Genomic DNA, 12,114 nt, shown 5'->3' on the forward strand with positions numbered 1-12,114 from the left:
TATAATCAATAAATGTCACGGCTTGATGACGAAATTAGGAAAGCAGAAAAAACAGCATTTTATAACAAAATAATAGCAGTTTTTATTGTCATTTCTATCCTGATAGGGTCTATCGGTGGTTTTATATTCTGGACTATCTCGGATCTTCCAAATATAAGATTGCTTGAAGAATACACTCCTCTTGAATCGTCGATTGTATATTCCAGTGATGGTATGGTCATTGCAGAACTTTATATCGAAAGAAGGACTTACATTCCTTATTATAAGATTCCCGATCATGTGAAAAAGGCATTTATATCGGTAGAGGACGTCCGTTTTTATATGCATCCAGGTATTGACTTTATTGGAATTTTGAGGGCACTATGGCATGATATTAAATCTGGAGAAATTGTAGAGGGTGGAAGTACGATTACGCAGCAGCTTGCAAGGATGCTATTCCTGAAGCCAGATAAGAGCATAAAAAGAAAAATAAAAGAGGCAGCGCTTTCAATAAAAATCGAACAGCGATATACAAAAGATGAAATACTTGGTATGTATCTGAATCAGGCGTATTTTGGGACAAGGGCTTATGGAATAGAGGCCGCAGCTCAAACTTATTTCGGAAAATCTACAAATGCTCTAACTATTTCAGAGGCGGCACTGCTTGCCTCTATTCCGAAAGCACCTTCAGTATACTCACCATTCAAAAATCTAAATAAAGCAAAAGAGAGAAGAGATTTTGTTCTCAAACAGATGTTGAAAAATAATTTTATTACTGAAGCTCAATTTATAGAGGCTCAGAATGACCTTATCCCTTCAACAGCTCATTTCAGAAAATATGATGCACCATATTTTATTGAGATACTCAGGCAGCAACTCGAATCTAAAATAGGAAATAGTCTTTACACATCAGGATACAAGATATATTCAACTATTGATTCAAGAATGCAGGAAATCGCTGAAAAAGCAGTAATAGAAGGAGTCTTAAATATACAAAAACGGGTTAAACCACCAGTCGAGGCAGCACTTATTGCAGTTGATATAAGAACTGGACATATTAAGGCAATGGTTGGTGGAATTGATTTCTGGAGGAACCAATTCAACAGAGCAACTCATGCACTCAGACAACCAGGCTCAGCTTTCAAACCATTTGTTTATCTCACAGCGATCGAAAAAGGTATGAGGTCAAATGATTTAATCCAGGACGCGCCTATATCTTTTCCTGGTGCAAAAGCAGGTCAAGTCTGGTCTCCAGAGAACTATGATGGAAAATACCACGGAGCAGTAACTTTAAGAACTGCTCTTGCAAAATCTCTAAACGCTGCAACAGTTAGACTTGCCTCTGAAGTTGGTGTCGAAGAAATTATTAAAAACGCTAAAAGATGTGGAATAACTAGTAAGCTAGAACCATATTTACCAATTGCACTTGGAGCATCAGACGTTACTCTTATAGATATGGTATATGCTTATGCAACTTTTGCTACAGGTCATCGTTTAAATCCGATTTTTTATGAAAGACTCTTCAATAGAGATGGGGTGCTTATTGCCGAGAATCAAATTTCCATGGAACAATTATTAACTGAAGATAAGGTTGAAGAAATGAAAATACTTCTTAAGGCTGTTGTTGATGAGGGTACTGCTTATAAGGCAAAAGAATTAAAATTCCCGGTATATGGAAAGACAGGAACTACAAATGAATATACAGATGCATGGTTTATTGGGTTTGATGACAGAATAGCAGTAGGGGTATGGGTTGGGAGAGATAATCATAAACCAATAGGATCAAAAGAGACAGGATCAAGGGCTGCTTTACCTATATGGATTGATTTTATGAAAAAAGTGCATCAACAAACTCTCGTGGCTCAAAATCCCTGAGGTCATCTATTCCCTCGCCCACACCGATGAGCTTTACAGGAATTCCGAGTTCTTTTTTAATAGCAAAAATAATCCCGCCTTTTGCTGTCCCATCAAGTTTAGTTAAAGCTATACCTGTAACACCTATAGCTTCGTTGAAGAGTTTTGCCTGTTGCAAAGCGTTCTGTCCTGTTGTAGCGTCAATTACGAGAAGTATTTCCTGAGGAGCATCTGGCAAAGCTTTCTCTATTGTTCTTTTGATCTTTTTCAATTCTTCCATAAGATTTATTTTAGTATGAAGTCTTCCAGCAGTATCTATAATAACAACATCTATATTCCGGCTTTTTGCAGCCGCAACAGCATCGAAAACAACTGCAGATGGGTCTGAACCTTTTTGATGTTTTACTAATTGTGTTTCTGCCCTTTTTGCCCATATTTCAAGCTGTTCTATACCAGCAGCTCTAAAAGTATCACCGGCTGCAAGCAAAACAGAAAGCCCTTGTCTACGAAATCTGCTTGCAAGCTTTCCTATTGTAGTTGTTTTTCCTACACCATTTACGCCTATAGCGAGGATTATAAAAGGTTTGCTTCTGTTAACTGAAATTGGCTGTGGATGATCAAGAATTGTTATCATCTCTTGCTTCATAAGATCCTTTACAGATATTAAATCATTTGCCTCACCTTTTTTTGATTTTTCACGTATAGACGAAATTATTTCTGAAGTAGCTTTAATACCAACATCAGCAGCAATCAATGCTTCCTCGAGTTCTTCGAGAGTTTTTTCATCAATCTTTCTGCCAGTAAGAATAGCCTCGACTTTTTCAACGAGTGTCTTTCTTGTCTTTGTTAAACTCTCTTTTAGTTTATTAAAAAATCCCATTGTATCTCCTCTATTTAAGTCATAATTTTAAATGTTCTAAAAGAAAATAATCAATTACTACTCCCTCATAGTGAATAATCTCTGACAATTTATTAAAATATTAATATATCCATAAAAAGGTAATTTAAGCTTGTCCCATTTATTATTTAAGAAAACAATCTTCGAAAAAATTCATTTTATCACAAAAAACTTTTGAATAGGAAAGGAGGAAATGCGAGTGAACATTCTTTTTATTATTTCTTCAGATGATGCCGAAACAGTTTACAATGCTATGCGTTTAGCCAATATATCCGTTGAAAAAGGTGATGAAGTAAACGTATTTATGCTTGGGAAAGGGGTTCTTTTTGAGCAGATCAATAGCGAGCAGTTCAATGTGAAGGAACAGATTGACAAGTTTAAAGGCAATATGTATGTCTGAGGTGTATGCATGAAGGCCCACGGTCTTGTGGAAACAAAAGTTTGTCCTATCGGATATATGAACGACCTTTATGAATCAGTCAAAGAGGCAGATAAGGTGTTAACTTTTTAATCTTTTGCATAGAGTCAATAATGTTCAATATCAAGCACTATATTGTTAAATTTGAAAAGAGAAAATTGAAAATGTGGATGCATAACAATGATAAAACGAATAGAAGCTTTTATCAGCATTTTAATTGATTTTTGGTCGAACATGTGTGGATATCTTATTTTTTGCCCTAAAAGGTATATATAGATTAAAATATGTCAATTTAAATTTTTTGAATGGAGGGGTTTTATCGATGTTGATGAAAAAAGATAGATATGTAGTTGCAGTAGTTGGAGCAACAGGAGCTGTCGGAAATGAGATGGTTAAAACACTTGAAGAAAGAAAATTTCCGATAGCTGAGATAAGACTTTTTGCCTCTGAACGTTCTGAAGGTAAAAAAATGCAGTTTTGGAAAAAAGAGATTCCAGTTGAAACCCTTAAAGAAAATTCTTTTAAAGGAATAGATATCGCTTTGTTTTCGGCAGGTGCTGAAAGGTCGAAAATATGGGCACCTGTAGCTGCTCAATCAGGTTGTGTTGTGATAGATAATTCCAGTCAGTGGAGAATGGATCCTGAAGTCCCGCTTGTAGTTCCTGAAGTTAATCCACATGATTTAAAATGGCATAAAGGAATTATTGCTAATCCAAATTGTTCAACTATACAGATGGTGGTTGTATTAAAACCAATTCATGACGTATCAAAAATTAAACGAGTTGTTGTGACGACTTTTCAGGCTGTATCTGGAACTGGACAAAAAGCAATAGATGAGCTCCTGCGGCAGACAACGGATCTTATGAATTTCAGAGAAGTAATATGTAACGTTTATCCTTATCAGATTGCATTCAATGTGCTTCCTCACATTGATAAATTTCTTGAGAATGGATATACAAAAGAAGAAATGAAAATGGTTAACGAGACAAGAAAAATTATGGGAGATAATTCTATAAGAGTGACTGCAACAACCGTGAGGGTGCCTGTATTCAGAGGGCATTCAGAGTCAGTGAATATAGAAACAGATTCTAAATTGTCAGTGAATGAAGTAAGAGCGATTCTATCAAAAGCACCAGGAGTAATCTTATATGATGCCCCTGATAAAAACATTTATCCGATTCCGCTCGATGTTGCTGGAAAAGATGAAACCTATGTCGGCAGGATCAGAGAGGATGAGTCAATAGAAAATGGAATTAATATGTGGATAGTCGCAGACAATCTGAGGAAAGGTGCAGCTCTAAATGCGGTTCAAATAGCAGAGAAACTTTTAGAAATGGTTTGATCTATAGGCCTTCAAGTAGTCTGTTTTTCTTAATTCCTGCTGGATTTATCCCTTATTTGATAGGGCAGGAATGACAACCTTTGAATAGATTATGCAAAAGATTGATTACATTATAGGTGCTGATTATGTCCTACCAATGGATATGAAGCTAAGTATTATCAAAGATGGTGCTATTGGAGTAAATGGAAAAAAGATTATAGATATCGGGACATTTCAGAACATATTTCAAAAATATTCATCGTCAAATGTTATCAAAACAAAAAGCACTGTTATATTCCCAGGATTGATTAATACTCATACACACGCAGCTATGGTCTATTTCAGAGGAATAGCTGATGATTTACCTTTGAAGATCTGGCTTGAAAATCATATCTGGCCAGCTGAAAATAAATGGTTAAGCCCTGATTTTATTGCGGATGCGGTTGAACTTGCATGCGTCGAAATGCTCAAAGGTGGAATTACAACATATAATGATATGTATTTTTATGAAGACGCTGCAGGAATGGTTACTAAAAAAATTGGTATGAGGGCTGTTTTAGGTTCAGGAATACTGGATTTTCCAAGCAAAACAGCACAGAATTCAGATGAATATTTTACGAATGCAGAGTCATTCATAAAGAACTGGAAAGGTGATGAGTATATAACTCCTTGTATTGCTCCTCATGCTCTTTATACGTGTGGATCGGATACCCTGAAACGTGCGCGTAAAATTGCCGATGCTTATGATACACCCATACATATACATCTATCAGAGACAAAAACAGAGGTAAATGAAATTCAGAAAAGATTTCGGATGAAACCTGTCGAATATCTTAATAGTCTTGGGTTTCTCGATGAAAGGGTAATTGCTGCACATTGTATCTGGTTGACTGAAAGGGAAATAGAAATACTTGCTGAAAGAAAAGTCGGGGTTTCACATTGTGTCGAAAGTAACCTCAAACTTGCTTCTGGAATCGCTCCTGTTACCAAAATGCTAAATGCTGGAGTAAAAGTTACGTTCGGAACAGACAGTGCTGCAAGTAATAATGATCTAAATATTTTTAGTGAAATGTCGACTGCTGCAAAGCTGCATAAAGCAGTTTCAAAAGACCCGACTGTTATGGATGCAAGACATGTGCTGTGTATGGCAACTCGTTGGGGTGCTGAAGTTTTAGGCCTTGGAAAATCTATTGGAAGTCTTGAAATCGGAAAGATAGCAGATCTCGTTATTGCTACTATTCATAAACCTCATATGGTTCCAATTTATGATATTTACTCGCATATTGTATATGCAATGAGAGCTTCTGATGTTCAGAGGGTGATGGTAAATGGAAAGTGGGTTGTTAACAACGGTAAGATTACAACAGTGGATGAATCTGAAATACTCTATAAAGCTGAAAAATGGGCAGAGAAGATAAAAGGAAAATAGATTAAAGATGGAGAAGATAAAAATAGGAATCAGCAGTTGTCTGCTTGGAAAGAATGTAAGATATGACGGAGGGCACAAACTTGACCGCTATATAACTGATACTCTTGGTAAATATTTTGAATGGTTGCCAGTATGTCCTGAAGTCGAATATGGACTGCCTATCCCACGGGAATCTATGCGCCTAATAGGAGACCCAGAATCGCCACGTCTAATAACTATAAAAACAGGTATTGACCATACAGATGGCATGCTTAAATGGACAGAAAGCAAATTGAAAGAGATTGAGAAAGAAGACCTGTGTGGATTTATTTTCAAAAGCAGATCTCCCAGTTCTGGAATAGGTGGAGTGACTGTTTATACCCATTCCGGAATTCCGAATAGAAAAGGTTCTGGTATATTCGGTGGGGCATTTATTCGTAAATTTCCTCTATTACCTGTAATTGACGAAGGAAGATTGCATGACCCTGCTTTGAGAGAAAATTTTATCGAGAGAGTATTTGTTTTTAAAAAATGGAAAGAATTTACCTCCCGGCCCAAAAAAATCAGTGACATGATATCATTCCATACTGAACTTAAACTCCTTATATTATCACACAGTCCAAAACATTATAGTGCTCTCGGAAAAATAATTGCACATGCAAAGAAATATAGCAGTAACTTACTATATTCAGAATATATAAAGATTCTAATGGAGGGACTCAAACTGATGGCTACTGTAAAGAAAAATACAAATGTTTTGCTACATATAGTTGGTTATCTGAAAGATAAACTATCGAGAGACGATAAACAGGAATTGCTTGAAATTATCGAACAATATCACAAAGGTTTTGTGCCTTTAATAGTACCTATGGTTCTTGTTAAACATTATGTGAAAAAGTTTGATGAGCCTTATTTAAAGAGTCAATATTATCTAAATCCACATCCCGTAGAGCTTATGTTAAGAAACCATTCATGATTATTAAATTTCTTTTCTTCCTTCGATTGCCTTGCTAAGGGTTACCTCGTCAGCAAATTCAATATCTCCACCTATGGGAAGACCATAAGCAATGCGTGTTACCTTCACTGGAAAAGATTTTAGCATCTCGCGTATATATTGAGCGGTCATTTCACCTTTAGTGTTCGGATTGGTAGCTATAATAATTTCTTGTATTGAATCTCTTTGAACCCTTGATATTAGTTCGTGAATTTTGAGTTTATCAGGCGTTATACCATCAATAGGTGAAATTGAACCGAAAAGAACGTGGTAAAGACCATTAAAACATTTTGCTCTCTCAATAACAATTATATTACTTGGTTCTTCTACTACACAAATTTTTCTCCTGTCTCTTGAGCTATTTTTACATATACTGCAAACTTCATCTTTTGTAATATTAAAGCATTCTTTGCAAAAACGTGCTTTATCTTTAACTTCTTTAATTGCTTCTGAAATTCCTTTTGCATCTTCCTCAGGCATATTAAGAATAAAAAAAGCGAGTCTCTGAGCAGTTTTTATTCCAATCCCAGGGAGTTTTGTAAGTTGCAATATAAGGTTTTCTATAATTTCCATTTAAATTTATCTATTATAATTTATTTTGATTTTGCAGTATATTAATGGACGAATTCTTTAATCTTAAGAATAATATCCATATTGTCTTCAAAAATACCCTGATGTGTATAAACTACCATATTTTTTCTACTCACATCACGTTTTATAAAAAGTGTATATGGCACTCTTGGACTGCCAAGGGCTTTATGATTCAGAAACTCGTAATCAGTAAAAACAGGGAATAAAACCCGATATTCCTTTCTGTATATATCTGTTTCTTTTACATTATTACCAACAGCAATTCCGATAACTTTTACGCGCCCCTTTAAAGAGGGGTCTTTTTCAATAGCTGAATAAACACTGTTAATCACAGGTACATTTCTGGGGCAGCTCGTACAATATGTACTGAAAACTTCGATAATAATCAGAGATCCTTTCATATTCGTAAGAGATATTTTTTTATTACTTGAAATTCCAAGATATTGCAATGTCTCTTTTGGAACAGGGCTGTTAAATACAAGATCAGGAATACTAAATTTTATATCTGAACTAATACCATCTGCATACAATGAATTTTCAGAATTATAAATAAAAGAACAAATTAAAATAGAGATTAAAAAAAATTTTTTTTTATCATTTCCCAAGTTTCTCAAGCTCTTTGATAAGAATTTCAAGCTTTGGTCTCTTATTAATATCATGTATATCTATGTAACGTATAATACCTTTTTTATCAATAATAAAAAGTGCTCTTTCAGTGACTCCATCTGACCGTAGTATCCCATATTTTTTTGCTACCGCACCATGAGGCCAGAAGTCTGAAAGCACAGGAAACCATAAGCCTCCCATTTCATTTGTCCATGCGTAAAGTGTAGGTATATTGTCAACTGTGATACCGAGTAATATAGCATCATTTTTTTCAAAAAGAGATTGTGCAATATTATAACCAGGCCATTGATCTGAACATACAGGAGTCCATGCTGCCGGCACAAAAGAAATAACAACATTCCTCTTCCCGAGATACTGACTGAGTCTTATTTTTTCTCCTGTCAAAGAAGGAAGGGTGAAATCAGGTGCCCTATCACCGATTTTGAGTTTTGTTTTGCTATCAGTTGATTTCAATACCCCTGGATTATAGATCTTGCCTTTAAACTGTTCTGAAGCACTATAGGCACTGTTTACTGACAAGAATAACGATATAATTATTAATTGTGAAATAGAATAAAATATTCTTTTATTTAGCATTGTTATGCCTCCTAATTTAAACCAGTTTCTTTAATAATAAGATCCAAAAATTCTTTAGGATCTTGAATACTTCCTACTCTGGAGAAGATAACTTTATTAGAACCATCCTGTTTTATCTTCAATACAAAGAAATATGGTGTTCTTACTTCCCCAATCGTCTTATGAATAGAAAAAGATTCGTCTGCAAAAAGTGGAAATGGAACATTGTATTTATCTCTGAAAAAATCTACCTCAAAAGGTGTATTGCCTGCACCTATTCCAATAATCTTTATCCTGTCTTTGATGTCAGGCCTTTGTTTTATAATTGTGTACAATTCATTAACAGCAGGTGCCTCTTTCTGACAATAAGGACAATACATGCTGAAAATCTCAACAATTAAAACTTCAGTTTTTATCTGAGAAAGTCTGAAAGGTGTTATTGTTGCAAGACCAAGGTAGTCTTTTTCGTTTTGATTCTGTGGTGCACAAATTGTTATATCAGGGAATTTATCATCCTTAGCAGGATATTCAGCAGCATTAATGTTTTGATAGAAAATTAATAAAACTGAAAAAAGTGCAATTTTAAAAACAATATATTTTCTCATTAAATTCCTCCACATTTTTAAATAATTTTATTTATTAATTATATTCTCTGTTAAGCGATATCCTTTGTCAAGAAAATAATACAAATAATATGTAACATGTTGAATTAATTGTAACTCTAAGGTATTCTATAAATTAAAAAATTCTTTTGGAGGGTATTTTTATGACTAAAAGGAAAGTCAAAAAATACGTATACTTCTTCGGTAACGGCAGAGCTGATGGCAGAGGGACTATGAAAGATCTTTTAGGAGGGAAAGGAGCAGGATTGGCTGAAATGACAAATTTGAAGATTCCAGTCCCTGCTGGTTTCACTATTACAACTGAAGCATGTAATGAGTACTTTAAAGCCGGGAAAAAATATCCTCCAGGAATGTGGAAACAGGTTATTGATAACTTGAAGAAGGTAGAGAAAGTAATGGGAATGAGATTTGGTGACTCTTCTAACCCTCTTCTTGTTTCAGTAAGATCAGGTGCAAAATTTTCTATGCCTGGTATGATGGATACTGTATTAAATCTTGGGCTTAATGATATAACGATGAACGCATTGATTAAAAAGACTGGTAATGAACGGTTCGTATATGATGCTTACAGAAGACTTATTACAATGTTTGGTAGTATTGTTATGGGACTTGACAGGCAGAGATTCGAAAAAACACTTGAAGGTTTAAAGGAAAGAAAAGGAGTTCATCTTGATACTGAACTGACAGCAGAGGATCTTAAAGAACTTATTGAAGAATACAAGATTATATATAAAAGAGGAACTGGAGAAGATTTTCCAACAGACCCAATGGAACAACTTAATAAAGCAATTAGTGCAGTATTTAATTCATGGTTTGGGGACAGGGCTGTTAAATATAGACGTCTGAATGATATCCCTGATGATCTTGGTACAGCGTGCAATATTCAATCAATGGTTTTTGGTAATCTTGGAGAGAATTCAGGTACTGGAGTTGGTTTTACAAGAGACCCATCAACAGGTGAGAAAAGATTTTTTGCAGAGTGTTTGATAAATGCTCAAGGAGAGGATGTTGTAGCAGGAATAAGGACTCCCCTCAGAATAGAAGAATTAAAGAAAAGACTTCCTGAAGCTTTTAAAGAACTTAACAGAATTTACCAGAAACTTGAGAAGCATTACCGTGATATGCTTGATATAGAATTTACAATTCAGGAAGGGAAACTATATATGTTACAAACAAGAATAGGCAAGAGAACCGCTGCTGCTGCCCTTAAGATTGCAATAAGCATGGTTAAAGAGAAGTTAATCGACAAAAAGACCGCTTTAATGAGAATAGATCCACAACAACTCGATCAATTACTTCATCCCATGATAGACCCTAAGGCTCAGGTTAGGGTAATTGCCAAAGGTCTTCCAGCATCACCAGGGGCTGCAGTCGGAAAAGTTGTATTTACAGCAGAAGATGCTGAAAAGGCAGCAGACAAAGGCGAAAAGGTTATTCTTGTAAGAACGGAGACATCGCCAGAAGATATTGGAGGAATGAATGCTGCTCAAGGAATTCTTACAGCAAGAGGAGGAATGACTTCACATGCTGCTGTCGTGGCACGAGGAATGGGAAAATGCTGTGTTGTGGGTTGTGGCGCAATAAATATTAATGAGATACAAAGATATTTTACTGTAAATGATCTTGTTATCAAAGAAAATGATTATATAACACTGAATGGGACAACAGGTGAGGTTATACTTGGAGAGGCTTCTCTGGTAGTGCCTGAGCTCACAGGTGATTTTGGAAAGTTTATGCAATGGGTAGATGAATTCAGGAAACTTGGAGTAAGAACAAATGCAGACAATCCTCATGATTCTGAAGTTGCAAGGAAATTTGGTGCTGAAGGCATAGGCTTATGCAGGACAGAACACATGTTTTTTGCTCCTGAAAGGGTAAGTGCCATGCGAGAAATGATACTCGCAGATGATATTGAAGGACGGGAAAGGGCACTTGTAAAATTGTTGCCTATGCAGAAGTCAGACTTTATAGAAATCTTTAAAGTAATGAAAGGTTTGCCTGTAACTATACGTCTTCTTGACCCACCACTTCATGAATTCCTTCCACATACTGATGAAGAATTAAAAGCCCTCTCTGTATCAATGGAAGTGCCCTTTGAAAAACTGAAAGCAAGAAACAAGGCATTACATGAATTCAACCCGATGCTCGGGCATAGAGGTTGCAGGCTTGGTATAACATATCCTGAGATTTATGAAATGCAGGTAAGGGCAATAATGGAGGCTACATGCGAATTAGCAAAGCAGAAAATAAATGTAATACCGGAAATTATGATTCCACTCGTAGGACACGTCAATGAGCTCAAATTTATGCGGGAACTTACGGTAAGAATTGCTGAAAAAGTTCAGAAAGAATATAACACTAAAGTTAAATATACAATAGGTACCATGATAGAACTTCCGAGAGCTGCCTTAACAGCAGATGAAATTGCCACACAGGCAGACTTTTATTCTTTTGGTACAAATGATTTGACACAGACAGGGTTCGGCCTTTCAAGAGATGATGCAGGAAGATTCCTTCCGTATTATGTAGAGAAGGGCATATTGGAGAATGACCCATTTATAACACTTGATCAGTCAGGCATAGGACTCATGATAAAGATAGCAGTTGAAAAGGGAAGGAGAGTCAAGAAAGGCTTGAAGATAGGAATATGCGGAGAACATGGTGGGGATCCAAAATCAGTAGAATTCTGTCATAAAGTCGGACTTGATTATGTCAGTTGTTCACCATTCAGGGTTCCTATTGCAAAGCTTGCTGCTGCACAAGCGGTGCTGAAAGAGAAAATGAAAAAAGATTTATGTAAATCTACTGTGTAGATTTTTTTAATTATTAATTATTAAAAAAATGTA

The 12,114-nt window shown here is 35.6% G+C and carries 11 protein-coding genes; 6 read left to right on the forward strand and 5 right to left on the reverse strand.

Features of this window, described 5'->3' with window-relative positions; genetic code table 11:
* Window positions 1–12: 12 nt before the first annotated feature.
* Complete coding sequence (locus tag HXY53_08775; protein ID NWF76639.1) at window positions 13–1,854, forward strand: PBP1A family penicillin-binding protein; 1,842 nt, start codon at window positions 13–15, stop codon at window positions 1,852–1,854.
* Here HXY53_08775 and ftsY read toward each other — a convergent pair.
* Window positions 1,808–2,713 carry a signal recognition particle-docking protein FtsY gene (gene ftsY / locus HXY53_08780; protein ID NWF76640.1) on the reverse strand — a complete coding sequence of 302 codons (906 nt, stop codon included), beginning with the start codon at window positions 2,711–2,713 and terminating at the stop codon, window positions 1,808–1,810. The two genes, HXY53_08775 and ftsY, sit on opposite strands and share 47 nt — an antisense overlap.
* 217 nt (window positions 2,714–2,930) lie before the next feature.
* Here ftsY and HXY53_08785 point away from each other — a divergent pair, with 217 nt between their 5' ends.
* The 4 genes from HXY53_08785 to HXY53_08800 all read left to right on the forward strand — a co-directional run bounded on the left by HXY53_08785 (window position 2,931) and on the right by HXY53_08800 (window position 6,854).
* On the forward strand, window positions 2,931–3,131 hold the full coding sequence (locus HXY53_08785) for a hypothetical protein (GenBank protein NWF76641.1): 201 nt from the start codon (window positions 2,931–2,933) through the stop codon (window positions 3,129–3,131).
* Between the two features lie 346 nt (window positions 3,132–3,477).
* Window positions 3,478–4,491 (forward strand): aspartate-semialdehyde dehydrogenase, encoded by a 1,014-nt coding sequence (locus tag HXY53_08790; GenBank protein ID NWF76642.1) that lies wholly within the window; start codon window positions 3,478–3,480, stop codon window positions 4,489–4,491.
* A gap of 91 nt (window positions 4,492–4,582) precedes the next feature.
* Entirely contained in the window at window positions 4,583–5,899 is a 1,317-nt protein-coding gene (locus HXY53_08795; GenBank protein ID NWF76643.1) for an amidohydrolase family protein, read from the forward strand.
* A gap of 7 nt (window positions 5,900–5,906) precedes the next feature.
* On the forward strand, window positions 5,907–6,854 hold the full coding sequence (locus HXY53_08800; protein NWF76644.1) for a DUF523 and DUF1722 domain-containing protein: 948 nt from the start codon (window positions 5,907–5,909) through the stop codon (window positions 6,852–6,854).
* A gap of 3 nt (window positions 6,855–6,857) precedes the next feature.
* Here the strand turns inward: HXY53_08800 and recR are convergent, their stop codons facing one another.
* The 4 genes from recR to HXY53_08820 form a co-directional block, all read right to left on the reverse strand.
* A complete protein-coding gene (gene recR / locus HXY53_08805) occupies window positions 6,858–7,445 on the reverse strand; it encodes a recombination protein RecR (GenBank protein ID NWF76645.1) in 588 nt (195 codons plus the stop codon).
* Between the two features lie 41 nt (window positions 7,446–7,486).
* The gene (locus tag HXY53_08810; protein ID NWF76646.1) at window positions 7,487–7,993 is read right to left on the reverse strand and encodes a TlpA family protein disulfide reductase; all 507 of its coding nucleotides are present in this window, start codon (window positions 7,991–7,993) and stop codon (window positions 7,487–7,489) included.
* Window positions 7,994–8,057: 64 nt separating this feature from the next.
* On the reverse strand, window positions 8,058–8,666 hold the full coding sequence (locus HXY53_08815) for a peroxiredoxin (protein NWF76647.1): 609 nt from the start codon (window positions 8,664–8,666) through the stop codon (window positions 8,058–8,060).
* Between the two features lie 11 nt (window positions 8,667–8,677).
* The gene (locus tag HXY53_08820) at window positions 8,678–9,250 is read right to left on the reverse strand and encodes a TlpA family protein disulfide reductase (GenBank protein NWF76648.1); all 573 of its coding nucleotides are present in this window, start codon (window positions 9,248–9,250) and stop codon (window positions 8,678–8,680) included.
* A 161-nt stretch (window positions 9,251–9,411) separates the two neighbouring features.
* Between HXY53_08820 and HXY53_08825 the strand changes: the two genes are divergently transcribed.
* A complete protein-coding gene (locus tag HXY53_08825; protein NWF76649.1) occupies window positions 9,412–12,081 on the forward strand; it encodes a pyruvate, phosphate dikinase in 2,670 nt (889 codons plus the stop codon).
* Window positions 12,082–12,114 lie beyond the last annotated feature (33 nt).

The organism is Nitrospirota bacterium (genome assembly GCA_013388455.1).
Classification (GTDB): domain Bacteria; phylum Nitrospirota; class Thermodesulfovibrionia; order Thermodesulfovibrionales; family SM23-35; genus JACAFF01.

What these genes read in the sequence shown, in the direction of transcription:
- ftsY (NWF76640.1), bottom strand. Translation starts at nt 2,713, where the DNA reads ATGGGATTTTTTAATAAACTAAAAGAGAGTTTAACAAAGACAAGAAAG.
- recR (NWF76645.1), bottom strand. Translation starts at nt 7,445, where the DNA reads ATGGAAATTATAGAAAACCTTATATTGCAACTTACAAAACTCCCTGGG.
- HXY53_08825 (NWF76649.1), top strand. Translation starts at nt 9,412, where the DNA reads ATGACTAAAAGGAAAGTCAAAAAATACGTATACTTCTTCGGTAACGGC.
- HXY53_08815 (NWF76647.1), bottom strand. Translation starts at nt 8,666, where the DNA reads ATGCTAAATAAAAGAATATTTTATTCTATTTCACAATTAATAATTATA.
- HXY53_08820 (NWF76648.1), bottom strand. Translation starts at nt 9,250, where the DNA reads ATGAGAAAATATATTGTTTTTAAAATTGCACTTTTTTCAGTTTTATTA.
- HXY53_08775 (NWF76639.1), top strand. Translation starts at nt 13, where the DNA reads ATGTCACGGCTTGATGACGAAATTAGGAAAGCAGAAAAAACAGCATTT.
- HXY53_08795 (NWF76643.1), top strand. Translation starts at nt 4,583, where the DNA reads ATGCAAAAGATTGATTACATTATAGGTGCTGATTATGTCCTACCAATG.
- HXY53_08790 (NWF76642.1), top strand. Translation starts at nt 3,478, where the DNA reads ATGAAAAAAGATAGATATGTAGTTGCAGTAGTTGGAGCAACAGGAGCT.
- HXY53_08800 (NWF76644.1), top strand. Translation starts at nt 5,907, where the DNA reads ATGGAGAAGATAAAAATAGGAATCAGCAGTTGTCTGCTTGGAAAGAAT.